Origin of the sequence: Planktotalea sp. (genome assembly GCF_050633725.1) — a bacterium.
Taxonomy (GTDB): Bacteria; Pseudomonadota; Alphaproteobacteria; order Rhodobacterales; family Rhodobacteraceae; genus Planktotalea.
Map to the genome: position 1 here is coordinate 99,957 of NZ_JBOEHB010000019.1, position 21,350 is coordinate 121,306.

Below are 21,350 nucleotides of genomic sequence, written 5' to 3' on the forward strand. Positions count from 1 at the left end.
GCGATGTTGACGCCCAAGGTCGCCTGCAAAGAAGGATCCTGCGGAAAGGAACAGACTAATGGACTTCGTTAGATTGGATCGCACAGATACAATCGTGACGGCAACGCGCACGTTGGCAGTGGGCATTCCCGTCGAGGGCATAAAAACACGCGCGACAATTCCATCGGGTCATAAGGTTGCAACGCAGGCGATGGAAAAGGGCGCGCCGGTCCGCAAATATGCCCAGCTGATAGGCTATGCATCTTGCGACATTGAGGCTGGGGATCACGTCCACACGCATAATGTGGAGTTTCGCAATACTGAGTTCGAATACGAGTTCTCAACCGATCTTCGCCCAGTAGCGCCGTCAAAGTCAGTAGATACCTTTTTTGGGTACAAACGCGCGAATGGCCGCGTTGGGACGCGCAATTATATCGCCATTGTGACGTCGGTAAATTGTTCCGCGACCGCCGCGCGGATGATCGCGGATCACTTTACACCTGAGGTGTTGGTCGAGTTTCCCAATGTCGATGGAGTTTGCGCATTTGTGCATGGGACGGGGTGTGGCATGGCGGATAGCGGGGATGGGTTCGAAGCACTTCAGCGCGTCATGTGGGGATATGCAAAGCACCCCAATCATGGGGGCGTTTTGATGGTGGGCCTTGGTTGTGAAATGAACCAAATTGACTGGCTCCTTGACGCCTACGGTCTGAAGCAAAGCCCGACGTTTCAAACGATGAATATCCAAAATGTCGCTGGTTTGCGCCGCACAGTTGAACTTGGCATCGCCAAGATCAAAGCGATGTTGCCAATTGCAAACCAATCCCAGCGAACGGAATGTCCCGCCTCCGAGTTAATGGTTGCGCTGCAATGCGGCGGCTCTGATGCATGGTCAGGTGTTACTGCGAACCCAGCATTGGGATATGCGTGTGATTTGCTAGCGGCCCAAGGCGCGACGGGTGTTCTCGCTGAAACGCCTGAAATCTATGGCGCAGAGCATCTGCTAACACGGCGTGCAATTGACCGGGCCACTGGGGATAAGCTCATCAAGTTGATCAAATGGTGGGAAGATTACACCGATCGCAACAAAGGCTCTATGGATAACAACCCAAGCCCTGGCAATAAGAAGGGGGGCCTTACAACCATTCTCGAGAAGTCACTCGGCGCAGCTGCGAAAGGTGGCACGACGCCGTTGAACGGCGTGTTCAAATACGCAGAACCGGTCACCGCGCGCGGTTTCACCTTTATGGATAGCCCCGGGTATGACCCCGCATCTGTCACTGGCCAGATTGCAGGGGGCTGCAATTTGGTCTGCTTTACAACAGGGCGGGGATCGGCTTTTGGTTCTAAACCTGCACCGACAGTGAAAGTTGCAACCAACTCCGAAATGGCGTTGCGGATGGATGAAGACATGGATGTGGACGCAGGCGAAATCCTTTCCAAAGGCGTCAGCGTTGAAGAAAAGGGCCAAGAAATATACGAAATGTTCCTGCGCGTCGCATCAGGTGAGCAGACAAAATCAGAAGCGCTGGGTCTTGGTGACTATGAGTTCGTGCCTTGGCAAATCGGAGCAGTGATGTGAAGCGCATACTCGTTCTCGGGGGTGGCTTAATCGGCATTCGCCATGTGCGCGCGGTGGAGGCACATGATGGCTGCACACTTGCTGGATTGGTGGACCCCGACATGAACATTGCCCCCGAGCTGCGCCGCTTTGCAGCGATGGATGAGGTAGATGTGCCCGTTGATGGCGTGATTGTCGCGACGCCGACACATCTTCATGCGCAACAAGGGATCAAGGCGGCGGCGCGCGGGTGGCACATGCTTATCGAAAAGCCTGTCGCTGGAACAATGCCCGATGCACAAGCATTGGAGGCGGCGTTAGTGCAAAGCACTGTTCGCTCTCTTGTCGGGCACCACCGCCGCTATCACGCGCCTGTTCAACAGTTAAAACGTGAGTTGGAGCAAGGCTTGATCGGCGATGTTATCAACGTTTCTCTGATGTGGGCGATGCGCAAGCCAGACACATATTTTGAAGGGAATTGGCGCACAGCTGGCGGTAGCCCCGTGATGATCAATCTGGTGCATGACATTGATCTGCTTCGCTTTGCAATTGGTGAGATTTCTAGCTCGGTCGCTTTGCGGGGGCGCTCAATTCGTGGCGGTGATCGCATCGAAAGCGGCGCTATCGCGATTGGTTTCGAAAATGGCGCAACTGGAACCATCAGCTTTGCGGATACCGCGCCTAGCCCTTGGGGCTTTGAGGCCGGCACAGGCGAGAACCCAAATATTGGCGTCACCGGTCAAGACATGATGTGGATCACAGGCACCAAGGGCGCTATCAGTTTTCCGTCGCTGACACTATGGCAGGGGAGCGAGTGGAGCGAGCCTGCGCAGCGCGTTGCTTTCGAGCCGCAAAAGAACCAGAAACCACCATTAGAAGCGCAACTTGATCACTTCATCGATGTAATGAACGGGGCGAGCCCGCTCATTGATGTTGCTGACGGTGCGCGCACACTCGCGGCGGCAGAGAATATCGAAAGACAACTTATGCAATCGGACGCTCAGCCAAGCCTTTGCGGATGATCGCATTTACACACAAGTTACTTCAAATGGTCCTATGGAGGGACGAAGATGAACAAACCTAAAATTGGATTTATTGGCCTTGGCCTAATGGGCGGTGCAATGGTTGGGCGTTTGCAAGATCAGGGCTATGATCTGACTGTGCTCGGGAATACGGACAGAACCTATCTGGATCGCGCCATTGCGCGCGGCGCACAAGAGGCCAGCTCTGCCAAGGAAGTAGCGCAAGTCAGCGATATCGTCATGCTGTGCATGGGAACCTCAGATCATGTAGAAGCACGCATGCGCGGCGCAGAAGGCGTGATTGCTGGTTTGCAGAGCGGTGCAACCGTCATCGACTTTGGCACATCCTTACCAGCAAGTAGCCGCGCCTTGGCACAGGAAGTGGCCGCGGCAGGAGGTCAGTTCCTTGATGCGCCTCTTGGTCGAACGCCCGCACATGCGAAAGATGGGCTGCTCAACATCATGGCATCAGGCGACAAAGGTGCCTTCAACAAAGTAGAGCCAGTGCTAAAGGATCTAGGTGAAAACGTCTTTCATCTTGGCGCTGTCGGTTCTGGTCATACAATTAAGCTGATCAACAATTTCTTTGGCATGACAATGGCAAATGCAATGGCTGAAGCGTTCGCCATGGCTGATGTCGCAGGCGTTGAGCGCGGCCAGCTTTATGATGTTATGTCAGCGGGGCCTTTGAACTCTGGCATGATGGGATTTGTCAAAGCATATGGCGTGGACAACGATCCAAACCAGCTAGAGTTTGCAATCAAGAACGCAGCCAAGGATGTTGGCTACTATGCCCGCATGGCCGAAGAAGCAAATGTCGATAGCATTATGGTTTCGGGTGCGCTTACCGCACTGACCGAGGCGCGCGACAATGGGCAAGCCGACGATATGGTCAGCCAAATGGTAGATTTTTTCGCCAATCGCTTCAAAGCCTAGACGTTGGCTGTTTCTGCCCAATCCAACATTGATCAACCGCGCGTTGGTATCCTTTTGATGCTGGCCGCGTGGTTCATCTTTGCGATCGTTGATACCGGTGCAAAGTGGTTGGCGGTGGCAGGAGTGTCGGCTTTTCAGCTCGCCTTCATGCGCTACGCGAGCCATTTTGTTATCTCGATTGGTGTGATTGCAAAAGACGGGTTTTCCGCAGATCGTTTTAAAACCGACCATGCTTGGCAGGTTATCAGTCGTGCTTTGCTTTTGGTTTCCGCGACATTGCTTAATTTCTATGCGCTTCGGTTTTTACCGCTGACGGTCGTCTCCGCAATCATGTTCTCTAGCCCTGTGATCGTTTGTTTTCTATCGATCTATGTTTTGAAGGAAAAAGTAGGCCCATGGCGCTGGGGCGCAATCATCTTGGGTTTTGTCGGTGTTTTGATCGTCGTGCGCCCCTTCGGCGAAGTGTTTCATCCGAGCATGCTATTGATCGTCTACAATGCCACCGCTCTTGCGTTTTATTCCATCATGACACGCAAGCTTTCTGGGATTGTTGCGGTTGATACGATGCAGTTTTACATGGGCCTCGTCGGCACAAGCGTGCTGTTGCCATTTGCGATCTGGGCATGGGTGCCCATGGCTTCGCTTTTTGCGGGGGGTGTGCTTGTTAGCTTAGGCGTCTTTGGCTGGGCTGGGCATCAATTGCTGACTACCGCGCACCGTTTTGGCACGGCGAACCAACTCATGCCGTTTACATATTCGTTCCTGATCTACGTTGCCATTCTAGGGTATCTGTTTTTCGGAACGGTTCCTGATGGTGGTACGTTACTCGGTGCTCTCGTCATCATGGGCGCTGGGCTAATCATTTGGAGTCGAGAGAGATCTTAACGTCGCTCTCGCCGGCCTTTGAAATCTATGCCCTAACTGAGCCTAGTTCATTGAGGCATGCGCCGCGCGTAGTTTTTCCCAATCAAATGTGACACCAATTCCCGCATCGTTTGGCGCTATGGCCAGCGCATCTTTCACGACAAGAGGGCGGGTCGTGTATTCGTCTATCGGAAAACTGTGTACTTCGATCAAACCAGCGTTGGATTGCGCGGAAACAAGGCTCACATGTAATTCCTGCATGCCGTGACTACAGGCCGGTAGGTTGTGTTTGCGGCTAAGTTCGGCGACCTGAAGCCAACCGGTAATGCCGCCACAATTGGACGCGTCGGGTTGAATGTAGGAAAGCTCTGCATCATCGCAGGCGTATTCAAATTCGTGCAAAGTATGAAGGTTCTCGCCCATCGCCAAAGGCATACCTGTCGCCCGCGCGATCTCGCCATAGCCTTTGTAATTGTCGGGGATCGTTGGCTCTTCGAACCACAAAAGATCAAACGGTTCAAACGCGCGCGCCGCGTCAATCGCTTGCGGAACGCTCATCGAATAGTTCGCATCAACCATAAAGGCGATATCTGGTCCGATTACGTCGCGGATTGCTTTGATGCGCGCAACATCATCCGTCAATTCAGGCTGCCCAATCTTAATTTTTACCCCGTCAAACCCCCGCGCGAGATACCCTTCGGTTTGTTTGATGAGCTTTGGTAGTGAAAAATTCAGATCTATCCCCCCACAATATGCGCGGCACCTATCGGATGCGCCGCCAGCCATTTTCCAAAGTGGCTGGTTCAAGCGTTTGCCGCGTATATCCCAGAGCGCAATATCGACGGCGGAAATCGCAAACGAAGCGATGCCCCCGCGCGCAACGTAGTGGACGTGCCATTGCATGGCTTCATATGTCGCTTCGACGTCGTTACCATCGCGCCCTATGAGGAAAGGCGCTAGATCATGCTCGATCATCGCAAGGATAGAGCGCCCGCCTTTCCCGCCTGTGTAGGTATAGCCAGTGCCTTCAAAGCCGTCAGAAAGGCGGATGGTCACTGTTATCAATTCGAAATGCGTATGATCACCATGTTTGGCGTCGCTTAAAATCTCGGCCAAGGGGACATTGAAAAGTTGTGCGTTTACGCTTTCAATGACGGTTTCAGAACTAAGCTTTTCGGTGCCAAGCATCGCGTGAATTCCTTTGGTGATCTGACGAAAACGCTAGTGCAAAATGCCCGTTGGCTCAAGGAAACCAATCGAAAGTGGCTTTGAACGCTTATAAGAGCCTCGCCCCCGGTCCCTCTTCTGCCAAATGATCGTTTTCATTGTAGAGCGGACAGGTTTTAACGCTCAAACATCCACAGCCAATGCACTTGCCCATCTTGTCCCTCAAAGCCGTGAGAAGATTGATCCTATGGGTGAGATCATCGTGCCAAATCTCGGAAATCTCCGCCCATGCGTCGATGTCTGGCGCGGCCATTAGTGGCAGACTTGAAAGCGCGTCGGCGATTTTCGCAAGCGGGATACCAGCGCGTTGGGCGACCTTGATTACCGAAACGCGCCGCAAGATTTCCCGTCGATAAACCCTGTGATTGGCTGCGTTTCGCTCCGACGCAATGAGCCCTTTGCGTTCGTAGAAGTGCAGTGTCGAGACTGGCAAACCACTGCGGCGCGCAACGTCTCCGATTGAAAGAAAATGATCGGTCACTGCTTTTTCCCTTGACCTAAACTAATGTTGAGGTCGTAGCAGAGATTGTGTCAAAACAATAGAGGTAGAGATGACAGGACCGGCTCGTAACACTGACTCCGACGGCTTTGTTTCATGGAGAGAGTTCCTAACAAGTGCGTTTGCGCCCTCCCTTGCCTTGGTTTGTTTGGCTGTTTGGCTACACGCCGCAGACTCGCTTATCGTAGCGACAATGCTCCCGTCTATCGTGTCAGATGTCGGCGGGGCCGCGCTGGTCGGATGGTCTGTTTCCCTTTATGAAATCGCGTCGGTTGTGGCAGGTGCAGCAAGCGCATTGCTTACGATGCGACATGGGCTGCGCGCGCCGATGAGCTTTGCTGCTGCATTGTTTGGACTTGGCTGTCTGCTGAGCGCAGTCAGCCCGTCGATGGCAGTGATCCTTGTTGGCCGCGCGTTGCAAGGGCTGGGGGGAGGCGGGCTTGTTGCCATGGCCTTTGTGGCAGTGGGGGTTATTTTTCCGCGCCGCTACACGGCACGCGCTTTGGCTGCGGTGTCAACATTCTGGGGCATCTCCGCTTTTCTTGGACCCCTGATCGGCGGCTTCTTTGTCGAGTATGCGACATGGCGATGGGGTTTTGGTTTCTTCGCGTTTCAGGCGTTTGGATTGTCTCTATGGATCGCCTTGCGGCCTGATCAAGCATCGGTGCAAACAGCTGTGACAGGCAAGTTCCCCCTTAGACGGCTTGCCCTGTTATGCTTGGCCGTACTGTTGGTGTCCTCGGGCGGCATTGAGGTGAAACCATTGCAAACCTCGTTATTGGTAGGGGCTGGCATTCTGTGCCTCGCGGTGTTCCTACGGCTAGACGGCCGCGCTGAGATGGACAGATTGCTGCCAAAGCTTCCGTTCAGTCTCAGAACTCCAACAGGGGCCTCGCTGTTGATGATTTTGTCGCTGTCTATCGCAACAATCGCTTTGACGGCTTTCGGCCCACTTTTGACAACTGCAATTCACGGTGTTTCTGCTCTGACTGCGGGCTATATCGTTGCCTGCTCCTCCATCGGTTGGACGATTGCTGCGGTGCTTGTCAGCGGATCGCCCGAGCGACTTGACCGGCAGATGATTGCCGCTGGCATTACGATGGTGGTGATCAGCATTGTAGGGTTCCTCTATGCTGTTCCCAATGGACCAGTTTGGCTAATTGCCGTGTTCGCAGCAATGGATGGCGCAGGGTTTGGCTTGGCGTGGACTTTCATACTTCGGCGCACCACGTCGCTCGCAGATTCAGACGAAATACAGCGCATTTCGGGTGCGATACCTACTGTGCAAAGGTTGGGATATGCTTTGGGCGCGGCGTATGTGGGGATCGTTGCAAATGCTGTTGGGTTTGCCTCAATAGAAGGCTCAGCGGAAGCTGCCGAAATCGCGACGTGGATCTACTCTGCCTGCTTGCCTTTTGCGCTTTTGGGGCTTGTTGCGATGTTCGCGCTCGTTCGAAAACAGCCTGCGTCCCAGTCAACGATCTTGGGTTAAGGATCATTGGCTGCTGCGCCAATTTAACGCTTATACGGCTGATTGGCCTCTGCGATCGATGTTGTGCTAAAAATTTAGGCGCAATCTACTCAGTGTGCACATTTTTTAGCACTTTGCGCTGAGCGATATGATCGTTGCTCTGCGAACATGTTCTCTTCGGTTTAGGTATGTAAACCCAGCAACCGTGCAAAGTGATCTGAACATACTTGTCGTTGAACTCGATGAAGCGAAAGCGAGCGAAATCATTGATGCGCTACACGAAGGCGGTTGGAAAAATGTCACCGTCATTGCCTCGGCTTCTGCGTTGCAACACATCTTAACGCTTCAAGACCCAGACATTATTCTCATCGATCTTGAAAACCCTGATCGCGATACGCTCGAACACTTTAGCCTTGTATCAAATGCTCACAATCGTCCCGTCGCGATGTTCGTGGATCAATCCGATGAAGCTATGACGCAAACTGCGATTTCTGCAGGTCTTAGTGCCTATGTGGTCAACGGTCTACGAAAGGATCGTATCAAACCTGTGCTTGAAACGGCGATCGCGCGTTTCGAGATGGTCACAAAGATGCAATTAGAACTGGATGCGGCCAAGCAAGCGCTTGCGGATCGCAAAACGATTGACCGAGCCAAAGGCCTGTTGATCCGAGCGCGCGGCTTATCTGAAGAAGAGGCTTACACGCTTTTACGTAAAACGGCGATGGATCAGGGGCGCAAGGTGATAGACGTCGCAAACGCCTTGGTCACCGCGGCAGAGCTGTTGCAATGACGATGCGATCTATCAAATGTGGATTTCTGCCGCTTGTCGATTGTGCGCCCTTGATCATTGCAAAGGAGCTAACCTTTGCCGCTCAAGAGGGGCTCGATCTCACCTTGGTCAAACAACCTTCGTGGTCGGCACTTCGCGATAAGCTCGCTTTGGGGCACATCGATTTGGCGCATATGCTCTCGCCGATGCCGGTCGCTATGTCTTTGGGTTTGGGTGGAATGCCGGCAAACATCGATGCCTTGATGGTTCTATCAATCAACGGGACAGTCATAGGCGTTTCCAACGAGCTTGGCCAAAAACTCGAAGGCAACGGTTGGGTCAACACTTTCAACGCGCCGCACGAAACGTCTAAAGCATTAAGCGCGGCGGCGTCTGGGCCGTTGCGTATTGGAATTCCATTTCCATTTTCGATGCACCGAATTCTGTTAGAGATGTGGCTGTTCCAATCCGCAAACTTCGATCCTTCTCAAGTCGAAATCATCACAGTGCCACCGCCCAAAATGGCCGCTGCAGTTCGGGATGGGTTTCTCGACATGTTTTGTGTTGGCGAGCCTTGGGGAACAGTTGCTGTTCAACAGAGCGGGGCGACATTGGTCTTGCCCGGCGCGCGAATTTGGGAATGCGCACCTGAAAAGGTGCTTGGCGTTCGTCATGATTGGGCCGAAGCGAACCCTGACACCTGTCGATCTCTTGTTCGCGCGATCTACCGAGCTGCGAATTGGTTGGGGCAGGCGGAAAACACGCTTCTTGCCGTTGAGATACTGGCGCGCAACCAGCATTTGGACTTGCCTGATCACGCGATTGAGCCTGCTCTTAACAATTGCATTGTTGCCTCAAGTGAAAAGGCACCGATCCGCAGCGAAGGGTTTCTAGAGTTCCATCAAAGAGCAACCAATTTCCCGTGGCGCAGCCAAGCGGCTCTCATTGGCGATAAGCTCGCAAGTTGGCATGGTCTTGATCCAAGTTATGCGCAGAAGGTTGCCCGCTCATGCTTTCGCGCTGATATCTATCGGGACGCGTTGGCCCCTATCGGAGTCGAATTGCCAAGGGACTTGGAATAACCCGAAGGGGCCTTGCCCACTCCGACAGTGATTCCATTGAACAAAGGTGAGATGTTTCGCGGGCCAGATCGATATTACGACGGCCAAATTTTCGACACTGGGTCTGAATTCTTGCCTAAAAAATGAGCGATCACGCCGCAATGCAGAAAAAATGCTGCATCTGCACGCTTTTCGATGGAGGTCGGCATGCTCTCGGGCAAAAATCAATCACAAGGCAATGATGCCTGTTCGGCTAGCAACGACGCCAGCCAAAGTATTTAAGAGCAAAGCCGCTCGATTGTGCATGCACCTCCTCCCGCATGTCTCAGTCGTGCGGCTTTTTGCGTTTCCACAGGGACGACAAAAATGAAAACAGTAAATTGGCTGCTAACAGCCACTGCACTTTGCGCTAGCCCTCTTATGGCTGAGACGCTTGATCTCGAGAAAGACGAGCTAACATTCGGCTTTATTAAACTGACAGATATGGCCCCTTTGGCCGTTGCTTATGAAAACGGCTACTTCGAAGATGAAGGTCTGTTTGTAACGCTGGAAGCGCAGGCAAACTGGAAGGTTCTGCTTGATGGCGTGATCGACGGTCAGCTTGATGGCGCGCATATGCTTGCGGGCCAGCCGCTTGCAGCAACCATCGGTTACGGCACTGAAGCGCATATCATCACGCCATTTTCCATGGATTTGAACGGCAACGGCATCACAGTGTCCAACGACATCTGGGAGCAGATGAAACCGCATGTTCCATTGATGGATGACGGTCGCCCACAGCACCCGATCAGCGCCGAAGCGCTCAAGCCTGTGGTTGAAGACTACAAAGACCAAGGCGTTCCATTCAACATGGGCATGGTTTTCCCTGTCTCCACGCATAACTACGAATTGCGCTACTGGCTTGCCGCTGGCGGTCTTGAGCCGGGCTATTATTCCCCTGAAGATGTGACAGGCCAGATCGGCGCGGACATCTTCTTGTCTGTGACACCTCCGCCGCAAATGCCCTCCACAATGGAAGCGGGCACAATCTTTGGCTATTGCGTCGGCGAGCCATGGAACCAACAGGCCGTTTTCAAAGGCATCGGTGTTCCTGTCGTCACAGACTATGAGCTGTGGAAAAACAACCCAGAGAAAGTCTTCGGCATCTCCGCAGAGTTTGCAGAAGAGAACCCAAACACGACCATCGCATTGACCAAAGCGCTCATTCGCGCGGCGATCTGGCTGGATGAAAACGACAACGCAAACCGCGAAGCAGCCGTCGAAATTCTGGCGCGCTCTGAATATGTCGGTGCGGATGCGGATGTGATTGCCAACTCCATGACAGGCACATTCGAGTACGAAAAAGGTGACGTGCGCGAAGTCCCAGACTTCAACGTCTTCTTCCGCTACAACGCGACATATCCGTTCTATTCTGACGCGATCTGGTATCTGAGCCAAATGCGCCGCTGGGGCCAGATTGCCGAGCCAAAGACAGACGAATGGTTCATCGAAACCGCGAAATCTGTTTACCGCCCAGATATTTACCTGAACGCCGCACGTATGCTGGTGGATGAGGAATTGGCGAATGAGGCCGACTTCCCATGGGACTCTGATGGCTTCAAAGCGCCAACGCCTGCGGAAGATATCATCGACGGTATTCCCTACGATGGCCGCATGCCAAACGCCTACCTTGAGAGCCTGCCAATCGGCCTCAAAGGTCAGCAAAAAATCGTCGGCTCCGAAGTTCAAGGCTAACGCTTAACTCTCTCGCCCCGCAAGTGATGCGGGGCGGGTAACACTCCTTTTCTCCAGATCATAGGCTACTCCCAATGACCGCTATCGACCCAGAAACAATGAACGCCGAGGCACGCCGCGCCCGCTTATTCACTCGGATCAATAAGGCCGATGGTTGGTTTCAAGCCCTTGGGCTTGGCTGGATAACGCCCATTCTGAAAGCCGCAGCAGGGGATAATCCTCGCGCGCAAATGTCTGAAATCTGGCGCCTGCTTGGCGTTCCGGTGCTGGCCATTCTGGTGTTCCTTGTGGCTTGGGGCACCTTGGCACCCAAGGTCCAAACATCGCTCGGCGCGATTCCCGGCCCTGCGCAGGTTTGGGAACAGGCCGTCAACCTAAACGCCGACGCCGTGCGCGAGCGCGAAAAGGAAGCGGCCTTCTATGTGCGCCAGGATGAGCGTAACGCAAAGCTGATCGCAGAGGGCAAAGAAGACAAGGTCAAAGAGCGCACCTACACGGGCAAGCCGACCTATTACCAGCAAATCTGGACCTCGATCACCACCGTCTTTTTTGGCTTTCTGATCGGGTCGCTCATCGCCATTCCGCTCGGCATTATGGCGGGTCTTTCCCCGACCGCGAATGCCGCGATCAACCCGCTGATCCAGGTGTTCAAACCTGTTAGCCCGCTCGCGTGGTTGCCTATCGTGACGATGATCGTTTCCGCGGTCTATGTGACCAACGACGGCATGTTCTCCAAGTCATTCCTCGTGTCTGCAATCACTGTAACGCTCTGCTCTCTCTGGCCGACGCTTATCAACACAGCGCTGGGTGTGTCCTCCATCGACAAAGACCTTGTGAGTGTTTCCAAGGTTCTGAAAATGAACACCTATTCCAAGATCACCAAACTGGTTCTACCCTCCGCTTTGCCGCTCATTTTCACAGGTCTTCGCCTTTCCCTTGGTGTGGGCTGGATGGTTTTGATCGCCGCTGAAATGCTCGCGCAGAACCCGGGTCTTGGCAAATTCGTATGGGATGAATTCCAGAACGGATCGTCACAATCGCTCGCCAAAATCATGGTCGCGGTCTTCACCATCGGCATCATCGGCTTCCTGCTCGATCGTGTGATGTTTGCGCTGCAATCCATGTTCACCTTCACAGACAATCGGTAGGTCATCATGAGCATTCTAAAGTTCGAAAACGTCTCTAAAGGCTTCGGTCAGGGCACCAACCGCAATGATGTTCTCAAGAACATTGATCTGGACGTCAAAGAGGGTGAGTTCGTCGCGATCCTAGGATTTTCCGGCACAGGGAAATCCACGCTAATGAACCTGATCGCCGGTCTTGAAATGCCCGATACTGGCAGCGTCACGTTCAAAGGCGCGCCCATCACTGGGCCGGGTCCAGAGCGCGGTTTGGTCTTTCAAAGCTACTCGCTCATGCCTTGGCTTACGGTCGGCGGAAATGTTGGCCTTGCGATTGATGCAGTGTTCCCCAAGTTGTCGAAGGCGGAGCGTCAGGAAAAGATCGATCACTACGTTGGTATGGTGGGTCTATCCCACGCCACAACGCGTCGCCCCGCGGAACTCTCTGGCGGAATGCGTCAAAGGGTGTCGGTTGCGCGCGCGCTAGCAATGAACCCTGAGATGCTCTTGCTTGATGAGCCGCTGAGCGCGCTGGATGCGTTAACGCGGGCCAATCTTGCAGACGAAATTCTGGATATTTGGGAAACCGACAAGAAGACCTGCATTCTTATCACCAATGATGTGGACGAAGCGATCCTGCTCGCGGATCGCATCATTCCTTTGAACCCCGATGGCACGCTGGCTGAACCGATCACAGTTAATATTCCGCGCCCTCGCGACCGTGCGGCAATGAATGATGATGCGGGCTTCAAGGCGCTACGGGTCAAGGTGACGAACTATCTGATGGACGTTGGCATCGCGGCAAAGGTTGAAGAAACACGCAATCTACCAAGTGTGACGCCGATCCATTCCGTGCCAGCCGCAGTTGCCAAGGCCCAAGAGGGCGGCATCGAAGAACGCTATCTCACTTTCTCGCAGCTCCACAAAATCTACCCGACCCCAAAGGGGCCTTTGACGGTGGTTGAAGATTTCGATCTGAAGGTGAACAAGGGCGAATTCATCAGCCTTATCGGCCACTCTGGCTGTGGTAAGTCCACTGTATTGACCATGGCTGCCGGCCTTAACCCGATTTCAAAAGGCGCGATCCGCCTTGATGGTTGGAACGTTGAGGGCGCTGATCCTGAACGCGCAGTTGTGTTCCAATCGCCCAACCTGTTCCCATGGCTTTCGGCCAAAGAAAACGTCGCGATTGGCGTGGATAAGGTCTATCCCAAAGCCAGCCAGGCTGAGCGTCAGGATGTGATCGAATATTACCTCGAACGTGTTGGCCTTGCGGACAGCATGGACAAGCAAGCCTCCAGCATGTCCAACGGTATGAAGCAACGCGTCGGCATCGCGCGCGCCTTTGCTTTGTCCCCGAAATTGCTGCTCCTGGATGAGCCTTTCGGCATGCTCGACAGCCTCACCCGTTGGGAGCTGCAAGAGGTTCTGATGGAAGTTTGGTCCCGTACCAAAGTGACCGCTGTCTGCGTAACGCATGATGTGGACGAAGCCATTTTGCTCGCGGATCGCGTCGTGATGATGACCAACGGCCCTCAAGCGACAATTGGCAAAATCACCGATGTGAAACTGCCGCGCCCTCGCACACGCAAGGCGCTGCTTGAGCACCCTGATTACTACAAATACCGCGCCGAGGTTCTCGATTTCCTTGAGGAATATGAGCACGGCGCAAAGCCTAAACCGAAACCAGCAACCAAAACAGCAGTGGCAGCAAAATAATGACCCAGAAACTGATCATCATCGGCGCTGGCATGGCTTCTGGCCGCGCGCTCGAGCAACTCAAAAAAGCAGGCGGCGATTTCGACGTCACACTTTTTAACGCAGAGCCACGTGGCAACTATGACCGCATCATGCTGTCCCCTGTTTTGTCTGGCGACAAGACCTACGAGGACATCGTGATTCATACCTCTGATTGGTATGAAGAGAATGGCGTAACCTGCCGTTTTGGCGAAAAGATTGTCAGCGTGGACCGCGCGGCTAAGACGGTCATAGCCGAAAACGGCGATGTGCTTTCTTATGACAAGCTGCTCTTTGGAACCGGCTCTAATCCGTTCATCATCCCACTTCCGGGTCACGATCTTGAGGGCGTCATCGCCTACCGCGATCTTGAAGACACAGAGCGCATGATGAGCCTTGGCGCAGATAACAAAGCGGTTGTTATCGGTGGTGGCTTGCTCGGTCTCGAGGCCGCCGCTGGCATGGCTGCGCGCGGTGTAGACGTCACGGTCATTCACATTATGGGCCATTTGATGGAACGTCAGTTGGACGAAGCTGCGGGCTATTTGCTGCGCAAGGCTCTGATTGATAAAGGCATCACAGTAAAATGCTCTGCCAACTCCAAGGAAATTCTGGGCGAGAACGGCAAGGTAAAAGCGCTCTTGCTTGATGATGGCACTGAGCTGCCTTGTGACTTGCTTGTCATGGCGGTCGGCATTCGACCGAATATCCAGCTTGCACAAGACTCTGGTTTGGCTGTTGGCAAAGGCATCCATGTGGATGACCAGATGCAAACATCCGATGAAAGCATTTTGGCCGTTGGCGAATGCGTCGAGCATGACGGCGCGATCTTTGGCCTCGTTGCGCCGCTTTATGATCAAGCGAAAGTCGTCGCGAAAACCCTGCTCGGGGAAGAGGCGACATTTGTCCAAAAGGAGCTATCCACCAAGTTGAAAGTCACGGGCTGCGATCTCTTCAGCGCAGGTGACTTTGCCGAGGGTGAAGGGCGCGAGGATATCGTGTTCCGCGATCCTGCGCGCGGCGTCTATCGCCGCTTGGTTCTGGAAAACAACACCATTGTTGGCGCGGTCATGTATGGTGACACAGCCGATAGCAATTGGTTCTTTGGCCTTATTCGCGACAAGACTGATATCGCCGATATGCGCGAAACGCTGATCTTCGGTCCGGCGTATCAAGGGGGTGCCCCCTCGGACCCGCTCTCAGCCGTTGCAGCGTTGCCGCGTGATGCGGAAATCTGTGGCTGTAACGGCATTTGCAAAGGAGAAATCGAGGACGCAATTGCAGCCGGTTCAACCGACTTAGCCGGCATTCGCGCGACGACAAAAGCCTCTGGGTCTTGCGGCACATGCACAGGTTTGGTCGAGCAGGTTCTCGCGGTCACGCTAGGGGACGATTTTGTAATTCCAGCGGCGGCGACGGTTTGCGGTTGCACGGATATGACCCACGAAGATGTGCGGCGCATGATCAAGAGCCAAGAGCTGAAATCAATGGCTGCGGTTTGGCAGGAATGCGGTTGGAAGACCTCCTGCGGGTGCCATGTGTGTCGCCCTGCGTTGAACTTCTATCTGCTTGCTGATTGGCCACTTGAGTACCAAGACGATCCGCAATCGCGTTTCATCAACGAACGCAAACACGCCAACATTCAAAAGGACGGCACGTTCAGCGTTGTTCCGCGTATGTGGGGCGGCATCACCACGCCTGACGAGCTGCGCGCAATCGCGGACGCTGCGGATAAATTCGCGGTGCCAACAGTGAAAGTCACAGGTGGTCAGCGTATCGATTTGCTGGGTGTTAAGGGCGAAGACTTGCCTGCGATCTGGGACGATCTGAACAAGGCTGGCATGGTTTCAGGTCACGCTTATTCCAAGGGCCTGCGCACCGTGAAAACCTGCGTTGGCACCGATCATTGCCGCTTTGGTACGCAAGACAGCACTGGCCTCGGCATCAAGCTGGAAAAGGCGCTTTGGGGGTCTTGGACCCCGCATAAATTGAAGCTCGGTGTATCTGGTTGCCCGCGCAATTGCGCCGAAGCGACGTGCAAAGACATCGGCATCATCTGCGTCGATAGCGGCTATCAGATCAGCATCGGCGGCGCGGCTGGGATGGACGTTCGCGAAACTGAATTGCTTTGCCAAGTGGCGAGCGAAGAGGAGGTCATGGATGTCGTAAAAGCAGTCACGCAGTCCTACCGCGAGAACGCCAAATACCTTGATCGTATCTACAAATGGATGGGCAAAGTTGGCCTTGGATGGATCCAAGAGCAGATGGCCGACCTTGAGGTGCGCGCAGCACTCGTGGCGCGTTTCGATCTGTCGCAAACCATCTATCGCAAAGACCCATGGGCGCAGCACGTTGAAAAAGCCGATACTTATCAGCCCCTTGCCAACCTAACTTTGGAGGCCGCAGAATGAGCACCCGATCAACAAACTGGATTGATATCGCGGCGCTTGATGCCGTTCCACAGCGCGGCGCACGTCTGGTGAAAACCGTGCACGGCTGCGTCGCTGTATTCCGCACTGGCGCGGATGAGGTCTATGCGCTGGACAATGCTTGCCCGCATAAACAGGGACCATTGGCCGAAGGGATCGTGCATGGCAAAGCAGTCACTTGCCCGCTGCACAACTGGGTCATTTCGCTCGAAACAGGTAAAGCGCAGGGCGCGGATGAGGGCCAAGTCGCGACCTATCCTGCCAAAGTCGAAGCGGGGCGCATCTTGCTCGACGCTGAGTTTCTAATGCAAAGGGCCGTCGCATGAGCCTGACCCGCACTGTTTGCCCGTATTGCGGTGTCGGATGCGGCATTCTTGCGGGTGCAGATGGCACAATCAAGGGCGATCCTGAGCACCCGGCTAACTTTGGGCGCTTGTGTTCAAAAGGCTCTGCACTTGGTGAAACGATTGGCTTGGATGGACGGCTCTTAAGCCCGCAAATCGAAGGGCGCGATGCCGAATGGGACGAGGCGCTCGATTTGATGGCCTCCAAGTTTTCGGAAGCCATTCGCGAGCATGGCCCTGATAGCGTCGCGATCTATGCCTCGGGACAAATGCTCACCGAGGATTACTACGTCGCCAATAAACTGGTGAAGGGCTATTTCGGCACCGCAAATATCGACACGAATTCAAGGCTTTGCATGGCCTCCTCTGTCGCGGGGCACAAACGTGCATTCGGAACAGACACCGTTCCTGGCACTTATGAGGACCTCGAAGAAGCCGATCTAATCGTGCTCGTCGGCTCCAACCTCGCGTGGTGCCACCCTGTCTTGCACCAACGCATTGCGGCAGCAAAAGAAGCGCGGCCAGAGTTGCGGATCATCAACGTTGATCCTCGCAAAACAGCAACGTCTGCGCTTGCGGACACGCACCTTCGCATTCTGCCCGATGGCGATACTGCGCTGTTCAATGGTCTCTTGGCGCATTTAGCCGATACTGACGCGCTTGATCGCGCATATCTTGATGCGCATGTTAAAGGGCGGCGCGCAGCTGTTACGCAAGCGCGTTTGGGCGATCCTTTGGAAAGCGGCCTTTCGCGAAGCGAGCTAGAGCAGTTCTACAAGCTTTGGGCGGGGACAGAGAAGGTCGTCACCGTTTACTCGCAAGGCGTAAACCAGTCGAGCTGCGGGACCGACAAGGTTAATGCGATCATCAACTGCCACCTTGCGACGGGCCGCATTGGCAAACCGGGGTGCGGTCCATTTTCCGTGACGGGCCAACCCAATGCGATGGGCGGCAGAGAGGTGGGCGGCATGGCCAATATGCTCGCCAATCATCTTAATATCGAAGACCCAGAGCACCGCGCGCGCGTGCAAGAGTTTTGGCAAAGCCCGACCATTGCCCCCAAAGCAGGACTAAAGGCGGTCGATCTGTTTCAGGCTTGCGCTGATGGGCAGATCAAGGCGCTTTGGGTGATTTCCACCAATCCCGCGGTTAGCCTGCCAGATGCAGACGGTGTCGCGAAAGCGATCCAGAACGTGCCGTTTGTGGCCGTCTCTGACATCAACGCGCGCACCGATACGGGTGATCTTGCACATGTTCTTTTGCCCGCGACGGGGTGGGGTGAAAAGGATGGCACTGTCACCAACTCAGAGCGCCGCATCTCGCGTCAACGTGCCTTTCTACCAGCGCCGGGCAAAGCACGTCTTGATTGGCAAATCATGTGCCAAGTCGCGGGGCGCATGGGCTGGGGCGCGGCCTTTGATTTCAATTCTCCCGCAGAGGTTTTCGCAGAATACGTGGCGCTTTCAAATGCAACACAGGATATTGAGCGCGATCTGGACCTGAGTATTTTTGCCGATGCCGACTACGCGGGCTTGCTGCCCACGCAGTGGCCCCAAAACGGCAAACGGTTCTTCGCGGATGGGCAGTTCTATCACCCAGATGGCAAAGCCAAAATGCTCCCCATTGTTGCGCCAAAGCCAATGCAGCGCGACGAATTTTCCCTCAACACCGGGCGCAACCGCGATCAGTGGCACACGATGTCTCGCAGCGGCAAGGCTCCGCGTCTTGGTGCGCATTTGGCTGAGCCTTACGCAGAAATTCATCCGAGCGATGCGACGCAGCTTGCGGTCATCACGGGCGATTTGCTCGAACTCTCCAGCAGCTTTGGCACCTCCATTCTGCGCGCGCTGGTGACCGAGCGCACAGCAAAGCGCCAAATTTTTGCGCCCATGCATTGGACCCGCCAACAAAGCGGTGCAGGTTGGATCAACACGCTCGCAAAGCCTGTGGTCGATCCGTTTTCAGGCCAGCCCGCTTCAAAGCGAAACCAAGTGAGCGCGCAGAAATATGAGGCCGCTTGGTTTGGCTATGGCGTGTCGCTTCATCAGATGTACCCGGACTGTGAATATGCCGCTGTTGCGCGCACTTTGACGGGCTGGCAGGGCGAGTTTGCAGGTCAATCTGAGCCACGCGATTGGGAGGCAACGGCGGCGCATCTCTTGTCGCTTTCGCCAAATACAGCCTCTACCATGCATGACGCCAGCAGCGGGCAAACGCGTGTTGCGTTCCATGATAGGGACCAGTTGATCGGGCTGTTCTTTGCAGGCCCTGAACCGCTGTCTTTGGCGCGCAGTCATCTGGTTTCATTGGTTGGCACGACAACGCCTGCTCTCAAAGCGCTGGCGGGTCGCGGCGGCGCGGATCAACCCGACCCAGGCGCAATTGTCTGCGCCTGTCACAGCGTCGGAGTGAACACCCTACGCGCGGCGATTGATGCAGGCGCGAATAGCGTCGATGCGCTTGGTGAGATCACATGCGCTGGTACAAATTGCGGTTCCTGCAAGCCGGAGCTTGAAAACCTTCTCAAATTTGCTCCATTGCCGATGGCTGCCGAATGACGCTGGCCACCTTCGTTCGTATCGTTGCTCAGGGCAAAGGGCGCGCCCGCCCCCTGACGCAAGAAGAAGCGTCACAAGCGATGTCCCTCATCTTGTCAGGTGAGGCTGCGCCCGAAGCTGTCGGCGCGCTCTTGATGGTGCTGCGCCTGCGCGGCGAGACAGACACGGAAATTGCGGGTTTCACACAAGCCTTGCGCGATACGACTAAACCTGTGCCTAAGGCTGATCTGGATTGGCCCTGTTATTCCGCGGGGCGCACACGCGGCGCGCCGCTCTTTTTGTTGTCCGCGAAACTGGTGGCACAAGCGGGCTATAACGTTTGCTTGCACGGATGGAATTCACATCAAAGCGGGATGGCAGATGTGCGGGCCGCGTTAAGCACTTTGAGTTTGGAGGGCGATGGCGTGACGTATCATCCGCTCGAAACGCTCAATTCTGCTGCGTTTAATCTGCTTCAGCTACGCGATACGTTTGGCCTTCGCAGTTGCATCAATACGGTTCTGCGCATGTGGAACCCGTCCGGCGCGCGCGCAACGGTTCAAGGCGTTTTTCATCCGTCTTACCGTGGATTGCAGTCGCGCGCGGCTGCCTTGCTTGGCGATCAAAACCTAACTGTCATCAAAGGTGGTGGCGGGGAGTTTGAGCGAAACCCGACAAAAGACATCTCAGTATTCGGGCTTCGAGATGGCGTGGAGCTTGATGAGAAGGCGCCAGCTCTCATCAACGCGACACGCCGCTTGCATGAACCTGAAATGAACGTTGATTTAGCTGCGCTATGGTCCGGCGCTGCACGCGATGAATTCGCAGAGGCGACAGTCATCGGAACCGCAGCATTGGCCTTCTGGACCCTTGGTACGGCCACAACGCACCAGCAAGCTTTGCATTTAGCAACAGAGGCTTGGAACCAACGCAACCCAATTTCTAGGAGAGCAGGATGAAAGCCTTCCCGATGTTTCTGCAAATGCAGGGCCGCCGCGTTGTTATCGCAGGTGGCGGCGAACAGGCCGCTCAAAAATGTCGCCTGATCCTGAAAACGGAGGCGACCATTCGTATGCTCGCACCCGTGCTTGATCCAGAGCTTGCCGACCTTCACGCGCAAGGGAAAATTGAATGGCACAGCTCCCCGATCACAGCGCCTGATTTCGCAAACACCGCGCTGGTCTTCATCGCAACGGGCAGCCGCGCCGCAGATGCGAGCCTTCAGGTTCTGGCCAAATCGGCAGGCGCGATTGTGAACGTCGTGGATCAGCCCCATTTGTGCGATGCGCTAACGCCGTCCATTGTTGATCGCTCGCCTGTTGTCGTCGCAATCGGGACCGAAGGCACGGCGCCGGTGCTAGCCCGTCAGATCAAGACACGCATAGAAGAAATGCTTGAACCACGTTTGGGTGATCTGGCCGCTCTTGCAGGGCGATTGCGCGCGCGCGCTGCGATGCATCTTGCTCCGCGCGAGCGCCGCGATTTGTGGCGCTGGGTTTTTGCAGGGCCTGTTCGTGCGAAACATGCACGTGGGGCAGAGCGCGCCGCTGCGGAAATGATCAAAAGCGCTATCGACAATAAGAGCTTTGGCGCGCAACTCGCTGGATCTGTTAGCCTTGTCGGCACTGGACCCGGTGCTATCGACTTGATGACTTTGCGTGGAATTCAAAGGCTTCAGGAAGCAGATGTCATCTATTTTGACGCCAAGGTTGACGCTGGCATTCTGGATCTCGCGCGTCGTGACGCAGAGCGGGTTTCGGTGAACGCAGCAGACGGTCCACATGCGTTTGCAGAAAACAAGTTGGCCGGCATACTCGTTGCCGAAGTCAACCGAGGTCGGCGTGTTGTACACCTTGTTGAAGGCGATCCTGCAAGTTTTGCGCGCGGTTCACGCGAGTTAGAGACATTGATGGCCAACGGGTTGGATTGCGAAGTCGTACCAGCCATTGCTTCTTCAAGCACCACTCAGGAGCGTCCAGCGAAACTCTGTCGAGCGGTTTGATAAGGGGACAGGGTGGTTGAAGTGGTCCAGCACATTTGGGCCGCATCTTTAGGTGCA

The 21,350-nt window shown here is 54.8% G+C and carries 17 protein-coding genes; 15 read left to right on the top strand and 2 right to left on the bottom strand.

Annotation, left to right across the window (positions count from 1 at the left end):
- Positions 1-58 precede the first annotated feature (58 nt).
- From ACRBCU_RS15330 to ACRBCU_RS15345, 4 genes are read left to right on the top strand one after another with little or no spacing between them, the layout of a single operon-like run.
- A complete protein-coding gene (locus ACRBCU_RS15330) occupies positions 59-1,561 on the top strand; it encodes a UxaA family hydrolase (RefSeq protein ID WP_431366266.1) in 1,503 nt (500 codons plus the stop codon).
- Positions 1,558-2,562, top strand: a complete 1,005-nt coding sequence (locus ACRBCU_RS15335; protein ID WP_431366267.1) for a Gfo/Idh/MocA family protein — start codon at positions 1,558-1,560, stop codon at positions 2,560-2,562. The genes ACRBCU_RS15330 and ACRBCU_RS15335 overlap by 4 nt, the downstream gene beginning before the upstream one ends.
- Before the next feature lie 48 nt (positions 2,563-2,610).
- On the top strand, positions 2,611-3,498 hold the full coding sequence (locus ACRBCU_RS15340) for an NAD(P)-dependent oxidoreductase (protein WP_431366268.1): 888 nt from the start codon (positions 2,611-2,613) through the stop codon (positions 3,496-3,498).
- Between the two features lie 3 nt (positions 3,499-3,501).
- The gene (locus tag ACRBCU_RS15345; protein ID WP_431366269.1) at positions 3,502-4,383 is read left to right on the top strand and encodes a DMT family transporter; all 882 of its coding nucleotides are present in this window, start codon (positions 3,502-3,504) and stop codon (positions 4,381-4,383) included.
- Positions 4,384-4,425: 42 nt separating this feature from the next.
- Here ACRBCU_RS15345 and ACRBCU_RS15350 read toward each other — a convergent pair whose 3' ends face one another.
- Positions 4,426-5,550, bottom strand: coding sequence for a mandelate racemase/muconate lactonizing enzyme family protein (locus ACRBCU_RS15350; RefSeq protein WP_431366270.1), 1,125 nt, complete (start codon positions 5,548-5,550; stop codon positions 4,426-4,428).
- Between the two features lie 88 nt (positions 5,551-5,638).
- Positions 5,639-6,070, bottom strand: coding sequence for a redox-sensitive transcriptional activator SoxR (gene soxR / locus ACRBCU_RS15355; protein ID WP_431366271.1), 432 nt, complete (start codon positions 6,068-6,070; stop codon positions 5,639-5,641).
- A 70-nt stretch (positions 6,071-6,140) separates the two neighbouring features.
- Here soxR and ACRBCU_RS15360 point away from each other — a divergent pair, with 70 nt between their 5' ends.
- From ACRBCU_RS15360 to ACRBCU_RS15410, 11 genes are all read left to right on the top strand, one after another.
- Positions 6,141-7,580: an MFS transporter gene (locus ACRBCU_RS15360; RefSeq protein WP_431366272.1), complete on the top strand. Its 1,440-nt coding sequence runs from the start codon at positions 6,141-6,143 to the stop codon at positions 7,578-7,580.
- Positions 7,581-7,764: 184 nt separating this feature from the next.
- Positions 7,765-8,349, top strand: coding sequence for an ANTAR domain-containing response regulator (locus ACRBCU_RS15365; RefSeq protein ID WP_431366273.1), 585 nt, complete (start codon positions 7,765-7,767; stop codon positions 8,347-8,349).
- On the top strand, positions 8,346-9,410 hold the full coding sequence (locus tag ACRBCU_RS15370; protein WP_431366274.1) for a CmpA/NrtA family ABC transporter substrate-binding protein: 1,065 nt from the start codon (positions 8,346-8,348) through the stop codon (positions 9,408-9,410). Before ACRBCU_RS15365 ends, ACRBCU_RS15370 begins: the two co-directional genes overlap by 4 nt.
- 345 nt (positions 9,411-9,755) lie before the next feature.
- Positions 9,756-11,123, top strand: a complete 1,368-nt coding sequence (locus tag ACRBCU_RS15375) for a CmpA/NrtA family ABC transporter substrate-binding protein (RefSeq protein WP_431366275.1) — start codon at positions 9,756-9,758, stop codon at positions 11,121-11,123.
- 74 nt (positions 11,124-11,197) lie between these two features.
- Positions 11,198-12,271, top strand: a complete 1,074-nt coding sequence (locus tag ACRBCU_RS15380) for an ABC transporter permease (protein WP_431366276.1) — start codon at positions 11,198-11,200, stop codon at positions 12,269-12,271.
- Positions 12,272-12,277: 6 nt separating this feature from the next.
- Complete coding sequence (locus ACRBCU_RS15385) at positions 12,278-13,963, top strand: ABC transporter ATP-binding protein (protein WP_431366277.1); 1,686 nt, start codon at positions 12,278-12,280, stop codon at positions 13,961-13,963.
- A complete protein-coding gene (gene nirB / locus ACRBCU_RS15390; RefSeq protein WP_431366278.1) occupies positions 13,963-16,392 on the top strand; it encodes a nitrite reductase large subunit NirB in 2,430 nt (809 codons plus the stop codon). The genes ACRBCU_RS15385 and nirB overlap by 1 nt, the downstream gene beginning before the upstream one ends.
- Positions 16,389-16,736: a nitrite reductase small subunit NirD gene (nirD, locus tag ACRBCU_RS15395; RefSeq protein ID WP_431366279.1), complete on the top strand. Its 348-nt coding sequence runs from the start codon at positions 16,389-16,391 to the stop codon at positions 16,734-16,736. The genes nirB and nirD overlap by 4 nt, the downstream gene beginning before the upstream one ends.
- Complete coding sequence (locus ACRBCU_RS15400) at positions 16,733-19,312, top strand: molybdopterin-dependent oxidoreductase (protein ID WP_431366280.1); 2,580 nt, start codon at positions 16,733-16,735, stop codon at positions 19,310-19,312. Before nirD ends, ACRBCU_RS15400 begins: the two co-directional genes overlap by 4 nt.
- Entirely contained in the window at positions 19,309-20,250 is a 942-nt protein-coding gene (locus tag ACRBCU_RS15405; RefSeq protein WP_431366281.1) for a glycosyl transferase family protein, read from the top strand. The genes ACRBCU_RS15400 and ACRBCU_RS15405 overlap by 4 nt, the downstream gene beginning before the upstream one ends.
- Entirely contained in the window at positions 20,247-21,293 is a 1,047-nt protein-coding gene (locus ACRBCU_RS15410; protein WP_431366282.1) for a siroheme synthase, read from the top strand. Before ACRBCU_RS15405 ends, ACRBCU_RS15410 begins: the two co-directional genes overlap by 4 nt.
- The last annotated feature ends 57 nt before the right edge of the window (positions 21,294-21,350 follow it).